This window comes from Enterobacter sp. 4974935 (genome assembly GCF_058661735.1).
Genome location: NZ_JBZWGT010000003.1, coordinates 3,654,324 through 3,671,152 on the forward strand (window position 1 = coordinate 3,654,324; position 16,829 = coordinate 3,671,152).

Annotated in this window: 12 protein-coding genes; 7 read left to right on the top strand and 5 right to left on the bottom strand. The window is 54.3% G+C overall.

From position 1 onward, the window contains the following. Positions 1 to 12: 12 nt before the first annotated feature. From lptD to apaH, 6 genes are read left to right on the top strand one after another with little or no spacing between them, the layout of a single operon-like run. Entirely contained in the window at positions 13 to 2,364 is a 2,352-nt protein-coding gene (lptD, locus tag AC4OVS_RS18745; protein ID WP_023299304.1) for an LPS assembly protein LptD, read from the top strand. 53 nt (positions 2,365 to 2,417) lie between these two features. Continuing rightward, positions 2,418 to 3,704 (top strand): peptidylprolyl isomerase SurA, encoded by a 1,287-nt coding sequence (gene surA, locus AC4OVS_RS18750; protein WP_003856417.1) that lies wholly within the window; start codon positions 2,418 to 2,420, stop codon positions 3,702 to 3,704. After that, positions 3,704 to 4,690, top strand: a complete 987-nt coding sequence (gene pdxA, locus AC4OVS_RS18755) for a 4-hydroxythreonine-4-phosphate dehydrogenase PdxA (protein ID WP_022647019.1) — start codon at positions 3,704 to 3,706, stop codon at positions 4,688 to 4,690. Before surA ends, pdxA begins: the two co-directional genes overlap by 1 nt. Beyond that, positions 4,687 to 5,508 carry a 16S rRNA (adenine(1518)-N(6)/adenine(1519)-N(6))-dimethyltransferase RsmA gene (gene rsmA, locus AC4OVS_RS18760; RefSeq protein ID WP_003856423.1) on the top strand — a complete coding sequence of 274 codons (822 nt, stop codon included), beginning with the start codon at positions 4,687 to 4,689 and terminating at the stop codon, positions 5,506 to 5,508. The genes pdxA and rsmA overlap by 4 nt, the downstream gene beginning before the upstream one ends. 3 nt (positions 5,509 to 5,511) lie before the next feature. Then, positions 5,512 to 5,889, top strand: a complete 378-nt coding sequence (gene apaG / locus AC4OVS_RS18765; protein WP_003856425.1) for a Co2+/Mg2+ efflux protein ApaG — start codon at positions 5,512 to 5,514, stop codon at positions 5,887 to 5,889. Positions 5,890 to 5,893: 4 nt separating this feature from the next. Continuing rightward, positions 5,894 to 6,742, top strand: a complete 849-nt coding sequence (gene apaH / locus AC4OVS_RS18770; RefSeq protein ID WP_022647017.1) for a bis(5'-nucleosyl)-tetraphosphatase (symmetrical) ApaH — start codon at positions 5,894 to 5,896, stop codon at positions 6,740 to 6,742. A 39-nt stretch (positions 6,743 to 6,781) separates the two neighbouring features. On the opposite strand, the gene folA is transcribed toward apaH, so the two are convergent. The 3 genes from folA to kefF all read right to left on the bottom strand — a co-directional run bounded on the left by folA (position 6,782) and on the right by kefF (position 9,764). After that, the gene (gene folA, locus AC4OVS_RS18775) at positions 6,782 to 7,261 is read right to left on the bottom strand and encodes a type 3 dihydrofolate reductase (protein ID WP_003856431.1); all 480 of its coding nucleotides are present in this window, start codon (positions 7,259 to 7,261) and stop codon (positions 6,782 to 6,784) included. A gap of 114 nt (positions 7,262 to 7,375) precedes the next feature. Further along, positions 7,376 to 9,241: a glutathione-regulated potassium-efflux system protein KefC gene (gene kefC / locus AC4OVS_RS18780; RefSeq protein ID WP_063137944.1), complete on the bottom strand. Its 1,866-nt coding sequence runs from the start codon at positions 9,239 to 9,241 to the stop codon at positions 7,376 to 7,378. Next, positions 9,234 to 9,764 (bottom strand): glutathione-regulated potassium-efflux system oxidoreductase KefF, encoded by a 531-nt coding sequence (gene kefF, locus AC4OVS_RS18785; RefSeq protein WP_063137945.1) that lies wholly within the window; start codon positions 9,762 to 9,764, stop codon positions 9,234 to 9,236. The genes kefC and kefF overlap by 8 nt, the downstream gene beginning before the upstream one ends. A 363-nt stretch (positions 9,765 to 10,127) precedes the next feature. On the opposite strand from kefF, the gene AC4OVS_RS18790 reads away from it, so the two are divergent. Beyond that, positions 10,128 to 13,133, top strand: a complete 3,006-nt coding sequence (locus AC4OVS_RS18790; RefSeq protein ID WP_491922763.1) for an autotransporter family protein — start codon at positions 10,128 to 10,130, stop codon at positions 13,131 to 13,133. Positions 13,134 to 13,183: 50 nt separating this feature from the next. On the opposite strand, the gene AC4OVS_RS18795 is transcribed toward AC4OVS_RS18790, so the two are convergent. After that, a complete protein-coding gene (locus tag AC4OVS_RS18795; protein WP_003856439.1) occupies positions 13,184 to 13,417 on the bottom strand; it encodes a YgdI/YgdR family lipoprotein in 234 nt (77 codons plus the stop codon). A gap of 182 nt (positions 13,418 to 13,599) precedes the next feature. Next, the gene (gene carB, locus AC4OVS_RS18800; RefSeq protein WP_032625437.1) at positions 13,600 to 16,824 is read right to left on the bottom strand and encodes a carbamoyl-phosphate synthase large subunit; all 3,225 of its coding nucleotides are present in this window, start codon (positions 16,822 to 16,824) and stop codon (positions 13,600 to 13,602) included. Positions 16,825 to 16,829: the final 5 nt, after the last annotated feature.

A 16,829-nucleotide genomic window follows, 5' to 3' on the forward strand; every position in this document is an offset into this window, starting at 1 on the left:
AAAATACAACGTATGAAAAAACGTATCCCCACCCTTCTGGCCACAATGATTGGCACCGCCCTGTATAGCCAACAGGGGCTCGCAGCCGATCTCGCCTCGCAGTGTATGCTTGGCGTCCCAAGTTACAATCGCCCACTGGTGAAAGGCGATACGAATGACTTACCCGTCACCATTAATGCCGACAGCGCAAAAGGTAATTATCCTGACAATGCAACCTTTACGGGCAATGTCGATATTAACCAGGGTAACAGCCGTCTGCTGGCTGACGAAGTGCAATTGCACCAGAAGCAGCCGGAAGGTGCTCAGGCGCCTGTCCGTACGGTGGATGCGCTGGGTAATGTGCACTATGACGACAATCAGGTCATCCTGAAAGGTCCGAAAGCCTGGTCGAATCTGAATACCAAAGACACCAACGTCTGGGAAGGTGATTATCAGATGGTCGGTCGTCAGGGGCGCGGTACCGCAGACCTGATGAAGCAGCGCGGCGAGAACCGCTACACCATTCTCGAAAACGGCTCGTTTACGTCCTGTTTGCCAGGGTCAAATACCTGGAGCGTTGTGGGCAGCGAAGTGATCCACGACCGTGAAGAACAGGTTGCAGAGATCTGGAACGCCCGTTTTAAACTCGGCCCGGTGCCCATTTTCTATAGTCCTTACCTGCAACTGCCTGTGGGTGACAAACGTCGTTCAGGCTTCCTGATCCCGAACGCCAAGTACAGCACGTCGAACTACTTTGAGTTCTACCTGCCGTACTACTGGAACATTGCGCCCAACATGGACGCCACGATCACGCCGCACTACATCCATAAGCGCGGTAACATCATGTGGGAGAACGAATTCCGCTATCTGACCAAAGCGGGCGCGGGTCTGATGGAGTTTGATTATCTGCCATCAGATAAGGTGTTCCAGGACGAACATCCGAGCGAAGGTGATAAGCACCGCTGGATGTACTACTGGAAGCACGCCGGGGTATTGGATCAGGTGTGGCGCTTCAACATCGACTACACCAAAGTCAGCGATCCGTATTACTTCAACGACTTCGACTCTAAATACGGGTCCAGTACCGACGGTTACGCCACGCAGAAATTCAGCGTGGGCTACGCCATTGAGAACTTTGACGCGACGGTGTCGACCAAGCAGTTCCAGGTATTTGATACGCAATCGCGTAGTACCTATGGTGCAGAGCCGCAGCTGGACGTGAACTGGTACCAGAACGATGTGGGTCCTTTCGACACGCACGTTTACGCTCAGGCGGTCCATTTCGTCAACACCAACTCGGATATGCCGGAATCAACGCGTCTGCATATCGAGCCGACGATCAATCTGCCGTGGTCAAACGACTGGGCAAGCCTGAATACCGAAGCCAAGCTGATGGCCACCCACTATCAGCAGAAAAATCTGGACTGGTATAACAAACGCTATGGCACCGATCTTGAAGAGTCGGTAAACCGTACGCTTCCGCAATTCAAAATGGACGGGAAGCTGATTTTCGAACGTGATATGGCTCTTCTCGCGGATGGATACACCCAGACGCTTGAGCCACGTATGCAGTATCTTTATGTGCCTTATCGCGATCAGAGCAAAATTCAAAACTATGACTCGTCCTTCCTGCAATCAGACTACAGCGGCCTGTTCCGTGACCGTACCTACGGCGGCCTTGACCGTATTGCGTCTGCTAACCAGTTAACGACCGGCGTCACAACGCGCATTTATGATGATGCTGCCGTTGAACGTTTTAACGTTTCTGTTGGTCAAATCTACTATTTCACCGAGTCTCGTACCGGTGATGACGACATTAACTGGGAGAAAGACAACAAAACGGGCTCACTGGTATGGGCGGGCGACACCTACTGGCGTATGACGGATCGTTGGGGTCTGCGCGGTGGTGTTCAGTACGATACACGACTGGACAATATCGCGACGGGCAGCGCTGCCATCGAATATCGTCGTGATGAAGATCGCATGTTGCAGTTGACGTACCGTTACGCCAGCCCGGAGTATATCCAGGCGACACTGCCAAACTATGCGAATACAGACCAATACAAAGACGGTATTTCACAGGTGGGTACCGCCGCGAGCTGGCCTATCGCCGATCGTTGGTCAGTCGTCGGAGCCTACTACTATGACACGAATGCCCAAAAACCTGCTGACCAGATGCTGGGTCTGCAATATAACTCCTGCTGTTACGCAATACGTGTCGGTTACGAACGCAAACTTAACGGCTGGGATACGCAAAACAGTCAGGGCAAATACGATAACGTGATTGGCTTTAATATCGAGTTGCGCGGCCTGAGCTCTAACTACGGTCTGGGCACGCAGCAGATGCTGCGCTCGAACATTCTGCCGTATCGTAGTTCATTGTAATGTGCTTGATTTACAACGTAATCCGCTTTGCGGTTAATTGAAATGGAAAAAGTATGAAGAACTGGAAAACGCTGCTACTCGGTGTCGCTATGGTTGCGAATACCAGCTTCGCGGCCCCACAGGTTGTCGATAAAGTCGCGGCTGTGGTTAACAACGGCGTCGTGCTTGAAAGTGACGTTGACGGTTTGATGAAATCTGTAAAGCTCAACTCGGGCCAGGCAGGTCAACAACTTCCGGATGACGCTACGCTGCGCCACCAGATCCTGGAACGTCTGATCATGGATCAGATTGTCCTGCAAATGGGCCAGAAAATGGGTGTGAAGATCTCTGACGAGCAGCTCGATCAGGCGATCGCTAACATTGCAAAGCAGAACAACATTACCCCGGACCAGATGCGTAGCCGCCTGGCCTATGACGGCATCAGCTATGCCACCTACCGTAATCAGATCCGTAAAGAGATGCTGATTTCAGAAGTGCGTAACAATGAAGTCCGTCGCCGCGTCACCATCCTGCCTCAGGAAGTGGATGCCCTGGCGAAACAGGTGGGTAATCAGAATGATGCCAGCACTGAACTTAACCTGAGCCACATCCTGATCCCACTGCCGGAAAACCCAACCTCCGATCAGGCGGCTGAGGCGGAAAGTCAGGCGCGCGCTATCGTTGAGCAGGCGCGTAATGGCGATGACTTCGGCAAACTGGCGATCACCTACTCTGCTGACCAGCAGGCGCTGAAAGGCGGCCAGATGGGCTGGGGCCGTATTCAGGAGCTGCCATCCCTGTTTGCCCAGGCGCTGAGCACGGCGAAGAAAGGCGACATCGTCGGTCCAATCCGTTCCGGTGTGGGCTTCCACATTCTGAAAGTGAACGACCTGCGCGGTCAGAGCCAGAACATTTCGGTTACCGAAGTGCATGCGCGCCATATCCTGCTCAAACCGTCTCCGATCATGACTGACGATCAGGCCCGTGCGAAGCTGGAACAAATCGCCGCAGACATCAAGAGCGGTAAAACCACCTTCGATAAAGCGGCAAAAGAGTTCTCTCAGGATCCTGGCTCTGCAAACCAGGGCGGTGACCTGGGTTGGGCGGCAGCGGATATTTACGATCCAGCTTTCCGCGATGCGTTAATGAAGCTGAATAAGGGTCAGATGAGCGCGCCAGTGCACTCCTCCTTCGGCTGGCATCTGATCCAGCTGATGGACACGCGCAACGTGGATAAAACCGACGCGGCGCAGAAAGATCGTGCGTATCGGATGCTGTTTAACCGTAAGTTCTCTGAAGAAGCCGCAACCTGGATGCAGGAACAACGCGCCAGCGCTTACGTGAAAGTGTTGAGCAACTAATGAAACCGCATCGTGTTGTGATCACTCCCGGCGAACCCGCCGGGATTGGGCCTGACCTTGTGGTTCAGCTCGCCCAGCGCAGCTGGCCGGTAGAGTTGGTTGTTTGCGCAGATGCAACACTGTTACAAGACCGGGCAGCCTTGCTCGGTCTGCCTTTAACGCTCCTCCCTTACGTTGAAGGCCAACAGCCCGCACCGCAGCAGGCTGGTACTCTCACCCTCCTTTCTGTTCCGCTCCGTGCACCTGTTGTCCCCGGTGAGTTACACATCGAAAACGGCCACTACGTTGTCGAGACGCTGGCGCGCGCCTGTGACGGTTGCCTTCAGGGCGAATTTGCAGCCCTGATCACCGGTCCGGTGCATAAAGGCGTAATCAACGACGCGGGCATTCCGTTTACCGGGCATACCGAATTTTTCGAAGAGCGTTCGCACAGCCCGAAAGTGGTGATGATGCTGGCAACCGAAGCAATGCGCGTTGCGCTGGTAACAACGCACCTGCCGATCAAAGCCATTCCGGATGCCATTACGCCTGAACTCCTGCGTGAGATCATTGGCATTTTGCATCACGATCTGCAAACCAAATTCGGTATTCCGCAGCCGCATGTGCTGGTTTGCGGCCTGAATCCGCACGCGGGTGAGGGCGGACATATGGGCACTGAAGAGATCGACACCATCATTCCGGTGCTTGAGGAGATGCGGGCGAAGGGGATGAACCTCAGCGGGCCACTGCCTGCCGACACCCTTTTCCAGCCCAAATACCTGGATAAAGCCGATGCCGTACTCGCGATGTACCACGATCAGGGTCTGCCCGTGCTAAAATACCAGGGATTTGGTCGCGGGGTGAATATCACCCTCGGCTTACCCTTTATTCGAACGTCCGTTGACCACGGTACTGCGCTGGATCTGGCAGGCCAGGGAAAAGCGGATGTCGGCAGTTTTATCACGGCGCTTAATCTCGCCATCAAAATGATTGTTAATACTCAATGACTAATCGAGTCCATCAGGGCCACTTAGCCCGTAAACGCTTCGGGCAAAACTTCCTCAACGATCAGTTTGTGATCGACAGTATCGTTTCTGCCATTAATCCGCAGAAAGGCCAGGCCATGGTCGAAATCGGCCCGGGTCTTGCCGCGCTGACCGAGCCGGTAGGCGAACGCCTTGACGAACTGACCGTTATCGAACTCGACCGCGATCTGGCCGCGCGTCTGCAAACGCACCCTTTCCTCGGGCCGAAGCTGACGATTTATCAGCAGGATGCGATGACCATGAACTTTGGCGAACTGTCAGAAAAAATGGGACAGCCGCTGCGCGTGTTCGGTAACCTGCCGTACAACATCTCCACCCCGCTGATGTTCCATCTGTTTAGCTATACTGATGCCATTGCCGACATGCACTTCATGTTGCAAAAAGAGGTCGTTAACCGTCTGGTTGCAGGGCCGAACAGTAAAGCGTATGGTCGTTTAAGCGTGATGGCGCAATATTACTGCAACGTGATCCCGGTATTAGAAGTGCCGCCTTCCGCGTTCACGCCACCACCAAAAGTGGATTCTGCGGTTGTGCGCCTGGTGCCACATAAAACGATGCCGTATCCGGTCAAAGACCTGCGCGTGCTGAGCCGTATCACGACAGAAGCCTTTAACCAGCGCCGTAAAACGATTCGTAACAGCCTTGGCAATCTGTTTACCGTTGACGTGTTAGCTGAGTTGGGCATCGACCCGGCAATGCGTGCGGAAAATATTTCCGTAGAGCAGTACTGCAAGCTGGCTAATTACATCAGCGACAATGCGCCGCCGAAGGAGAGCTAAGCCATGATTGATTCGCCCCGCGTCTGTGTTCAGGTTCAAAGCGTCTACATTGAGTCCCAATCCACACCGGATGAAGAACGTTTTGTCTTTGCTTATACCGTAACCATTCGCAATCTGGGGCGGATGCCTGTGCAACTGCTCGGGCGCTACTGGCTTATCACCAACGGCAATGGCCGCGAAATTGAAGTCCAGGGTGAAGGTGTGGTCGGTGAACAACCCCATATCGCCCCTGGCGAAGAGTATCAGTACACCAGCGGTGCGGTCATTGAAACGCCACTGGGTACCATGCAGGGCCATTACGAAATGGTCGATGCCGACGGTAATGCTTTCCGCATTGCTATTCCCGTATTCCGTCTCGCCGTACCTACACTTATTCATTAATCTAATGTCTACATATCTGATTGGCGACGTTCACGGTTGCTACGATGAACTGATCGCATTATTAAAACAGGTCGACTTCACCCCCGGGCAGGACACGCTCTGGCTGACGGGCGATTTAGTGGCGCGCGGCCCTGGCTCCCTTGACGTCCTGCGTTACGTCAAATCTCTGGGCGACAGCGTGCGGCTGGTACTGGGCAACCACGATCTGCATCTGCTGGCCGTATACGCCGGGATCAGCCGTAATAAGCCGAAAGATCGCATTACCCCCCTGCTGGAAGCACCGGATGCCGATGAGTTGCTCAACTGGCTGCGTCGCCAGCCACTGCTACAGATTGACGAAGAGAAAAAGCTGGTGATGGCTCATGCCGGCATCACGCCTCAGTGGGATCTTGAGACGGCAAAAACCTGTGCGCGCGACGCCGAAGCGGTGCTGGCGAGCGACTCCTACCCGTTCTTCCTCGATGCGATGTACGGCGACATGCCGAATAACTGGAGTGATGACCTCAGCGGCCTGGCGCGGCTACGTTTTATCACCAATGCTTTTACGCGGATGCGCTACTGCTTCCCGAACGGGCAGCTGGATATGTATTGCAAAGATACGCCGGAAAATGCCCCTGCGCCGCTTAAGCCATGGTTTGCGATTCCGGGCCCCGTGACAAACGAATATAGCGTGGTATTTGGGCACTGGGCATCACTGGAAGGAAAAGGCACCCCGGAAAATATCTATGCGCTGGATACCGGATGCTGCTGGGGCGGGGATTTAACCTGCTTACGCTGGGAAGATAAAACCTACTTTGTCCAGCCATCCAACCGACAGCTGGATTTAGGCGAGGGAGAGGCGGTCGCCTCCTGAAGATGTTTATCCTCTCCCTTTGGGGAGAGGATAAAAACGTTAACGACGTTCCAGAATTTCGAAGCAGTAGCTGTGCGAGTTCTGCGCATCCGCATCGTGAAACTCACTGAATACGGACTCCCACTCGTCCGGATCGTAATCCGGAAAATGGGTATCCCCTTCCACTTCCGCATCAATGTGCGTCAGATACAGTTTCTGCGCTTTTGGCAGGAACTGCTCATACACGCGACCACCACCGATCACCATGATCTCTTCGGCATCGCCGCAGGCGGCAATCGCTTCATCAACGGATTTCACCCACTGCACGCGATCGTCAGTGCCCGGCTGGCTACTGATCACAATATTCTTACGACCCGGCAATGGACGACCAATCGACTCCCAGGTCAGGCGGCCCATCACTACCGGCTTGTTTAACGTAGTACGTTTAAACCATGCGAGATCGGCAGGCAGGTTCCACGGCATGGCGTTTTCCATGCCGATAACGCGGTCTACCGCCAGCGCTGCAATCAGACTGATCATTGAAAATTTCCCGGATGCAAAAAATTGCCGCCACTATACGGAAAGCTTAATCTTTCGTCGACTGGCGGCAGGGTAAAGAATTAGAAATTTTTTAATATTGCTGGCAACTCCACTTCACGCAGAGGGTTTACTCTCCGGTTCATCCGCAGGATCACCGGTATGCTTGCCCTCTTCCGTCCCTTGCCAGCCGTGGCGCTGAACCAGCGACAGGTGATTACGATCCTCGTTGATGATTTCCGTCAGCATGGTGCTGGTGCGTTTAAACACCGCTGCGCGTTCGGTTGCCGTACTGCTCGCCATCGCCACCATCTCTTCCACCATCTCATGGTTAAAGCGGCGGAACAGATCGGCACGTTCACGCGCTTCATACGCACCAAGCCCCAGACTTTCCAGCGCCATGCGGCCAGATTTGAGCGCCCCTTCGAAGGTTTCACGTTCAGGGGCTGCCACCCCCGCCTGACGCAGCTGGATGTAGTGATCCACATCGCGCGCACGTGAGATAATGGTCAGATGCGGAAAATGCTCTTTAACCAGCTCAACCATCTGCATGCTGGTCTCAGGATCGTCGATGGCGTTAATCAGCACCTCGGCTTTCGCCGCCCCGGCGGATTCCAGCAGGTCCGCCCGGGTCGCATCACCGTAAAACACTTTCATATCGAATTTACGCAGCGTATCAACATGGTCAGGATCGTGATCGAGGATAACCATTTTCACACCGCTGGAGAGCAGTAAACGGCCTGCGATCTGCCCGAAGCGGCCAAATCCGGCGATGATCACGCGCGGCTGCTCCTCGTCGATCTCATCGGCTTCTCGCTCCTGTTCGCTTCCCGTTTTTTCCAGACGCGTCAGCAGCACCAGCAGAATTGGCGTTGCGGCCATCGACAGCGCGACCGCCAGCGTCAGCGCTTTTGCCCATTCCGGATCGAGTACATCTGCCATCTGCGCTGCGCCAAAGACCACGAAAGCAAACTCACTCCCCTGCCCCAGCAGCACAGCAAACCAGCGGCGTTGCGGTTTTGGCACGTTTAACGGTCGGGCAATCAGCCACAGCATCGCCATTTTAATGACCAGGAAACCCACCAGCAGAATGATGATGCGCAGCGGGTGGGTTACCAGCGTCCCGAAGTCGATAGACATCCCGACGCCGATGAAAAACAGCCCAAGCAGCAATCCTTTAAACGGCTCGATATCGCTTTCCAGCGCGTGACGATATTCGGAGCTTGCCAGTAAGACCCCTGCGAGGAAAGCGCCCATCGCCATCGACAGCCCAGCCTCTTCAAGCAGCAATCCAAAACCAAACACCAGGAATAACGCAACGGCGCTGAATACTTCGCGCAGGCCAGAGCGAGCCACAAAGCGCAGCAACGGACGCGTTACGTAGCGCCCCAAAAGAATTACCAGCGCCAGCGCACCGACAACCTTCAGCGCAGATAAGGCAAATGCCCCCAGCGTCGTTGATGCGCCGCTGGTTGCCAGCAGCGGGATCATCGCTACCAGCGGGATGGCGGCAATATCCTGGAACAGCAGTACGGAGAAGGTGCTGCGCCCCATTTGCGAGACCGTCAGGTTACGTTCGTTCATTGCCTGCATGGCAATCGCCGTCGAGGAGAGCGCCAGCGTCATGCCAATCAGCTCTGCGACTTTCCACTCCATCCCCAGCAAAATGCAGAACCCGCCCAACAGCAGACCGCAGGCCAGCATTTGCAAAGCGCCACCGCCAAACACCGAGGCGCGCAGTTTCCACAGCCGCTGCGGATCCAATTCCAGGCCAATCACAAACAGCATCAGCACCACGCCGATTTCCGCAAAATGCAGGATTGACTCGGCATCCGTCACCAGCCGAAAGCCCCAGGGGCCAATCACACACCCGGCAATCAGATAGCCGAGCACCGAGCCCAGCCCCAGACGGACCGCCACGGGCACAATTAATGCCGCCGCGCCGAGGTAAATCAGCGCCTGTATCATCGTATGGCTATCCATTGTGCCCCTCCTGCCACTCGAGTAAGCGTTGTTTGTAGTGACTAGCCTGCGCCTGCAAGGTTTCATCGTCGCAGACAAAAGTACAGTGCATTGCAAAAGGCGGAAGCCAGTTCAGGCCACAGTAAAGGGCGGTAGCCTGGAGCGGCTGCGCCAGCACGTCAAATCCGGGGAAAGCGCCAATCTCAAAGTGGCTTTCACCCCCACCGGTGGTTACAGCCCACATCAGGCTTTTTCCCTGAAGCGCTTTGCCGTTATGTCCGTATGCCCAACCGTGCGACAAGACTTTGTCGATCCACAATTTCAGCAGCGGAGGTGTGCTGTACCACTGCATCGGATGCTGCCAGACGATCAGATCGGCACGAGAGAGCGCCTCCTGTTCGGCGGCGACATCGATACTGAAATCAGGATAGAGTTGATAGAGGGAACGTATCTCAACGTTTTCGAGCGTCCTTGCCTGCTCAAGCATCCGTTTATTCGCATGCGAATGTTGCGGATAGGGATGCGCATAAATTATCAGAACCATGAATATGCCTGTCTTTTACTTTTCTTGTAGCATTGAGTGTAGACAGTTACCACCCCGACTTAAAGGGGCTATCTAACGGTTAAAAGTAAAACGCAAGTATTGGCAACCCATCCCACCTTACCAGCGACAGTGGCGCTAAACACGAAGAGCGATACGCGAGACAAATTCATCCTACAAAATAGTTATGGCCATTCATATTATCAACAGATATTTTTAGCGAAACTTAAGTCATTATTTAATAAATCAACCTGTACATAACCTATTGAAAAAATAATAATTTTATGCTTTTTTTGTTTTAAGCTCACGCTTTAAGACGGACTAAATACGTTTTACGCACGTTATCTAATGTTCCTTCTCACTCAAATGGATGTGTACATGAGCAACAATTTCTTTAGATTAAATCATACAACCAAAACTCTTGGAAAGATATTTCCTGCCTTGTTGATATGCACCCCTGCGGTTGCGTTTTCTGCAACGATTGACCAATCAACTTCTGTTCCTCAAGATTTCTCAGCCGATGCTGAATATATTATTAATGAAAACGTGACAATCTCCTCCGCCGGTAGTGAAGCGGCGGTATCGGTCTCTGGGTTTGCGATCGATAATGTCACTAACAAAGGAAATATTTCCGGTACAGGAACTGGCCTGGATATTAATACTGGCGCGCAACGTGTAGTTATTAACAATGACAGTGGTGCAACCATTTCTTCCACCACAGCGAATGCTGTCAATATTCAGTCATTACTCGGCGATTTCAACAACAATGGAAATATCATCGGTGCGGTAAATGGCATTTATGTCAGTGAAAGCTCCTCAGCAGTAAATATTACCAACACCAGCACTGGAGTGATAAAAGGAAAAACAGGCCTGAGTTCTCAGACTGGCATTGGTATTAATAACAGCGGTGCAATTATTGGTACAAGCGGTGACGCTATCACACTAGGCACTGGCAATACAAAGATATTAAACAGTGGTACGGTACAAGGAACCCAGAACGGCATTAATGTAAAAGATACGGCAAAAGTAGATATTACGAATAGCGGAACGATTAGTGGCGATACTGCGGCTATTATGTTCGCCAGCAATAAAAATAACACCCTGGTACTTGATACGGGTTCCACTCTTATCGGTGACGTTATTTCCACCAATTCCATGGGAAACACTCTCACTCTGATCGGCACCGGTACGGAAGACAGTAACTTCGTGGGTCTGAATGAAGGCGACGGTTTTGCCAGCGTAAAAATGGAGGGTGAAAGCTGGGCACTGTCGGGCGATCTCGACATTATTGGCTCTGGCGACTCCTTGCTGATAGAGACTGGCGCGTTAACCCTGTCGGGTGCGGTATCGAATACCGGTAATACGCGGGTGGCCAAAGACGCCTCGCTGCAACTGGGCGATGGCGAAAAAACTGCGACGCTCAGCGGTGGGCTCACCAACAATGGTACCGTCATTTTTAATCAGGGTAGCGATTTCACTTTCGCCACCGACATGACCGGTAGCGGTAACGTCGAAAAAGTTGATTCCAACACGCTGACCCTGACAGGCAAAAATAGCTATACAGGGAATACGGTTCTGCACGGTGGCACCACGCTGGTCTCCACCGGAGCAACGCTCGGCGTCAAGGGCAGTAACGCCACCGTTACCGTTGAAAACGGCGCGACCTTTGCCACCGCAGGCGAAGTGAACAACAACATCGCGATTCTTAGCGGCGGTACGCTGGCGGCATGGAATGCAGTCCAGGGTAACTCCACGCTCAGCGCTTCCGGTGTTGATACCATCAACGGCAACGTGGCTAATGGCGGCACGCTGTTGCTGAGTGCGGCTGATAATAGCGTTGGCAATAATTTTACGATTAATGGCGACTACACCGGCTCTGACGGTAGCCAGATTGTGATGAACAGCACTCTGGGTGAAGATAACTCACCAACTGACCACCTCACCATTACGGGCAGCAGCTTCGGTCAGTCCGGCGTCAGCATTACCAACATTGGCGGCGCAGGCGCGCAAACCATTAACGGTATGGAAATTGTCAGCATTGGCGGCAGTTCCGAAGCCCAGCTGACGCTGGCAAAACCGGTCGTCGCAGGCGCCTGGGAGTATAACCTCTACCAGCACAGTGACGGAAACTGGTATCTGGAATCAAAGGCGACGCCTTCTGATGATCCTTCCGACGACACCGATGACGGTGGCAATAATGATGACGGCGGTAACACCGATGACGGTGGCAACACCGATAATGGTGGTAACACCGATGACGGTGGTAACACAGATGACGGTGGTAACGCCGATGATGGTGGTAACACCGACAACGGCGGCAACACTGACAACGGCGGCAACACCGACAACGGCGGCAACACTGACAACGGCGGCAACACTGACAACGGCGGCAACACCGATAACGGCGGCAACACCGATAACGGCGGTAACAGTGCCCCGGAAGTTATGGCACCTGAAGTGGGTGCTTACTTAGGTAACTACCTTGCTGCGCAGAGCATGTTCCTGCATAAGCGCGACGATCGCGACCAGCTCACTTTCCGCAATGAAGACGATCTGAACACCTGGATGTACGTTAAGGGTCGCTATCATGAGAACGATGCGGGTGGCGATAAAGTCAGCTACGACACCACCACCACCGTTCTGCAAGTCGGCAGCGATTTCATGAGCAAGCCAATGGATAACGGCATCCTGCGTGCCGGTGGTATGTTCGGTGCAGGCCAGGCGAAGACCCACTCTGATGCGAAGCACAACGTGCGTGACGCACAGGGTAAAGTTGATGGCTTCAATGTTGGGCTGTACGCCACCTGGCAGGAAGATCAGAAATTACGTCTGGGCAGCTACGTTGATACCTGGGCCGCTTATAGCTGGTACAACAACAAAGTCACCAGCAATCGTAACGATGAAGATTACGATAGCGAAGGTTTCGCCGCGTCTGTTGAAGTCGGCCACGCGTGGGTTATCCAGTCTGAAAATGAACGTACATGGAAGATCGAGCCACAGGCGCAGGTGATCTACAGCTATCTCGATCAGGAAAATCACACCGATCGCGACGGCGTACGCGTAACCACGCTGGACAATGACAGCGTCTTTGGTCGTCTTGGCGTTAAAGCAAGCTACTTCCAGCAGAAGGACGTCAAGGCCTGGCAGCCATACGTCGCAGTTAACTGGTTGAAAGGTGCTGGTCAAAACGATCTGGCATTCAATGACGAAACCGTCAGCAACGATACGCCAGAAGATCGTGGTCAGTTAGAGCTGGGCGTAACCGGCAACCTGAACGAAACCACAACGATCTCCCTGCGTGCCAGCGGTGAGTGGGGTGAAAACAGCTATGCCGCTTACGGCGGTCATATTTTGTTAAACCATCGCTGGTAATCGATCATTCTGACGCAAAAAAAGCAGTGGCATGTGCCACTGCTTTTTTTTTAGTTATCCAGCTCACCCATTGATTTAACCTGGTCACGGTTAATCTGTTCAGTTTGACCGGTTTCGGCGTTTTTGTACGATACCAGACCGGTATCGTCATCCACCTGCGGTTTCCCGTCAGTAACGATAGTTTTACCATCGGTGGTTTTTACGGCCTGATTTGACGAACAGCCCGCCACGGTGAACATTGCAGTGGCAGCCAGAACGGAAGCGATCAGTAGTTTATTTTGCATGGTGTTTTCCCCTGCTCTCAGTTGAATTTTCGTTATCGACCTAACCATTTTAGGCTAACTGACTGAAAGCGGATGAAAAACCAGAAGGTTCTTAAGATGGGTAAAGAAAACCGTAGGGCGGGTAAGCGAAGCGCCACCCGCCACTTGCCCGGCGGCGCTAACGCTTGCCGGGCCTACGCAGATTACTTGCTAATCTGAGCGTGCATTTCCTGCACCGAAATCACCTTCTCGGTGGCATCCGCATTCAGCGCCATGGCCGTCGCGAAACCGCCGTTCAGGGTGGTGTCGTAATGCACTTTATACTGGAGCGCGCTGCGGCGAATCAGCTTGGAGTCTTCAATCGCCTGGCGACCTGCGGTGGTGTTGATGATGTAGGTGTACTCACCATTCTTGATACGGTCCTGAATGTGCGGACGACCTTCATGCACCTTGTTCACCAGACGCGGGTTGATCCCAGCTTCACCCAGCACAATTGCCGTGCCGTGGGTTGCATCCAGCTCGAAGCCCTGTTTAAGCAGCTTGGCGGCCAGGTCAACCACGCGCTCTTTATCGCCTTCGCGAACGGAGAGCAGCGCACGGCCCGATTTTCTCATGGTGGAGCTGCTGCCCAGCTGTGCCTTGGCAAACGCTTCTGCGAAGGTGCGGCCCACGCCCATCACTTCCCCGGTAGAGCGCATCTCTGGCCCTAATAGAGGGTCAACGCCCGGGAATTTGTTGAACGGCAGCACCACCTCTTTCACCGAGTAGTACGGCGGGATGATTTCTTTCGTGACGCCCTGCTGAGCCAGCGTCTGGCCAGCCATCACGCGCGCCGCCACTTTCGCCAGCGGAATACCGGTCGCTTTAGAGACGAACGGTACGGTACGCGCCGCACGCGGGTTGACTTCAATCAGATAAACTTCGTTGTCTTTCACTGCGAACTGGACGTTCATCAGGCCGCGAACCTGCAACTCGAAGGCCAGCTTCTGCACCTGCTGACGCATCACATCCTGAATCTCCTGGCTCAGGGTGTACGCAGGAAGAGAACATGCGGAGTCACCGGAGTGCACGCCAGCCTGCTCGATGTGCTCCATGATGCCGCCAATCAGCACCATTTCGCCGTCGCAGATAGCGTCAACGTCGACTTCAACCGCGTCGTCGAGGAAGCGGTCGAGCAGCACTGGCGCATCGTTGGAGACGCTCACCGCTGTCTGGAAGTAGCGACGCAGGTCGGCTTCGTCATAGACGATTTCCATCGCACGGCCGCCCAGTACGTAGGATGGACGCACCACCAGTGGGTAACCAATCTCTTTCGCTTTCTCAACGGCCATTTCAATCGCGGTCACGGTGGCGTTCGCCGGCTGTTTCAGCTTGAGACGATCAACTGCCTGCTGGAAACGCTCGCGGTCTTCCGCACGGTCAATAGCGTCCGGGCTGGTGCCGATGACCGGCACACCTGCTGCTTCCAGCGCACGCGCCAGCTTCAGCGGAGTCTGGCCGCCATACTGCACGATCACGCCTTTCGGCTTCTCGATGCGCACGATTTCAAGCACGTCTTCCAGCGTAACCGGCTCGAAGTAGAGGCGATCGGAAGTGTCGTAGTCGGTCGAGACGGTTTCCGGGTTACAGTTGACCATGATGGTCTCGTAACCGTCTTCGCGCAGCGCCAGCGAGGCATGCACGCAGCAGTAGTCGAACTCAATGCCCTGGCCGATACGGTTTGGACCGCCGCCCAGCACCATAATCTTGTCGCGGTCGACGGACGGGTTCGCCTCGCACTCATCTTCATAGGTGGAGTACATGTACGCGGTATCGGTCGAGAACTCTGCCGCACAGGTATCCACGCGCTTGTAAACCGGGTGCAGGTCATACTGGTCGCGCAGCTTGCGGATCTCCGCTTCACGTACGCCCGCCAGTTTAGCCAGACGCGCATCGGCGAAGCCTTTACGCTTCAGCATGCGCAGGAAGTCTGCGTCAAGGCCGTTGATGCCCAGCTCTGCCACTTTCTCTTCCAGACGCACCAGCTCTTCAATCTGCACCAGGAACCAGCGGTCGATGTTAGTCAGGTTAAATACGCCGTCGACGGAGAGGCCCGCACGGAAGGCATCGGCGATGTACCAGATACGCTCTGCGCCCGCGTCTTTCAGCTCGCGGCGGATTTTGGTCAGTGCTTCCGGGTCGTCCAGGCTGACTTTCGGGTCAAAGCCGGTCGCGCCCACTTCCAGGCCACGCAGCGCTTTTTGCAGGGATTCCTGCTGCGTGCGGCCAATCGCCATGACTTCACCAACGGATTTCATCTGGGTAGTCAGACGGTCGTTCGCGCCGGCGAATTTCTCGAAGTTAAAGCGAGGAATTTTAGTCACAACGTAGTCGATGGACGGTTCGAAGGACGCTGGCGTGCGGCCACCGGTGATGTCGTTCATCAGCTCGTCAAGGGTGTAACCCACCGCCAGTTTCGCCGCCACTTTCGCAATCGGGAAGCCGGTGGCTTTGGAGGCCAGCGCGGAGGAACGGGACACGCGCGGGTTCATTTCGATAACAATCAGACGGCCGGTTTTCGGGTTCACCGAGAACTGCACGTTCGAGCCGCCGGTTTCCACGCCGATTTCACGCAGTACCGCCATCGAGGCGTTACGCATGATTTGGTACTCTTTGTCGGTCAGCGTCTGAGCTGGCGCAACGGTGATGGAGTCGCCGGTGTGGATCCCCATCGCGTCGAAGTTTTCGATGGAGCAGACGATGATGCAGTTGTCGTTTTTATCACGCACCACTTCCATCTCGTACTCTTTCCAGCCAATCAGCGATTCATCAATCAGCAGCTCTTTGGTTGGGGAGAGATCCAGACCGCGTTCGCAAATCTCTTCGAACTCTTCGCGGTTGTAGGCGATACCGCCGCCGGTGCCGCCCATGGTGAATGATGGACGGATGATGCACGGATAGCCCACGTCAGCCGCGACGGCCAGCGCTTCTTCCATGTTGTGTGCGATACCGGAACGCGCGGTGTCGAGGCCAATTTTTTTCATTGCTACGTCGAAGCGACGACGGTCTTCTGCTTTATCAATCGCGTCGGCGGTTGCACCAATCATGGTCACGCCGAACTCTTCCAGCACGCCCTGACGCTCCAGCTCCAGTGCACAGTTCAGCGCCGTCTGGCCGCCCATGGTCGGCAGCACCGCATCCGGACGCTCTTTCTCGATAATTTTGCGTACCACTTCCCAGTGAATCGGCTCAATGTAGGTCGCATCTGCCATTTCCGGGTCGGTCATGATGGTGGCCGGGTTTGAGTTTACCAGGATGACGCGGTAACCCTCTTCACGCAGGGCTTTACACGCCTGCGCGCCGGAGTAGTCAAATTCGCAGGCCTGGCCGATCACGATCGGGCCAGCGCCAAGGATCAGGATGCTTTTTATGTCTGTACGTTTTGGCATGGTCT

Bases quoted from the DNA above. Each gene is read 5' to 3' on its own strand.
- lptD (WP_023299304.1), top strand. From the start codon at position 13: ATGAAAAAACGTATCCCCACCCTTCTGGCCACAATGATTGGCACCGCC.
- surA (WP_003856417.1), top strand. From the start codon at position 2,418: ATGAAGAACTGGAAAACGCTGCTACTCGGTGTCGCTATGGTTGCGAAT.
- pdxA (WP_022647019.1), top strand. From the start codon at position 3,704: ATGAAACCGCATCGTGTTGTGATCACTCCCGGCGAACCCGCCGGGATT.
- rsmA (WP_003856423.1), top strand. From the start codon at position 4,687: ATGACTAATCGAGTCCATCAGGGCCACTTAGCCCGTAAACGCTTCGGG.
- apaG (WP_003856425.1), top strand. From the start codon at position 5,512: ATGATTGATTCGCCCCGCGTCTGTGTTCAGGTTCAAAGCGTCTACATT.
- apaH (WP_022647017.1), top strand. From the start codon at position 5,894: ATGTCTACATATCTGATTGGCGACGTTCACGGTTGCTACGATGAACTG.
- folA (WP_003856431.1), bottom strand. From the start codon at position 7,261: ATGATCAGTCTGATTGCAGCGCTGGCGGTAGACCGCGTTATCGGCATG.
- kefC (WP_063137944.1), bottom strand. From the start codon at position 9,241: ATGGATAGCCATACGATGATACAGGCGCTGATTTACCTCGGCGCGGCG.
- kefF (WP_063137945.1), bottom strand. From the start codon at position 9,764: ATGGTTCTGATAATTTATGCGCATCCCTATCCGCAACATTCGCATGCG.
- AC4OVS_RS18790 (WP_491922763.1), top strand. From the start codon at position 10,128: ATGGATGTGTACATGAGCAACAATTTCTTTAGATTAAATCATACAACC.
- AC4OVS_RS18795 (WP_003856439.1), bottom strand. From the start codon at position 13,417: ATGCAAAATAAACTACTGATCGCTTCCGTTCTGGCTGCCACTGCAATG.
- carB (WP_032625437.1), bottom strand. From the start codon at position 16,824: ATGCCAAAACGTACAGACATAAAAAGCATCCTGATCCTTGGCGCTGGC.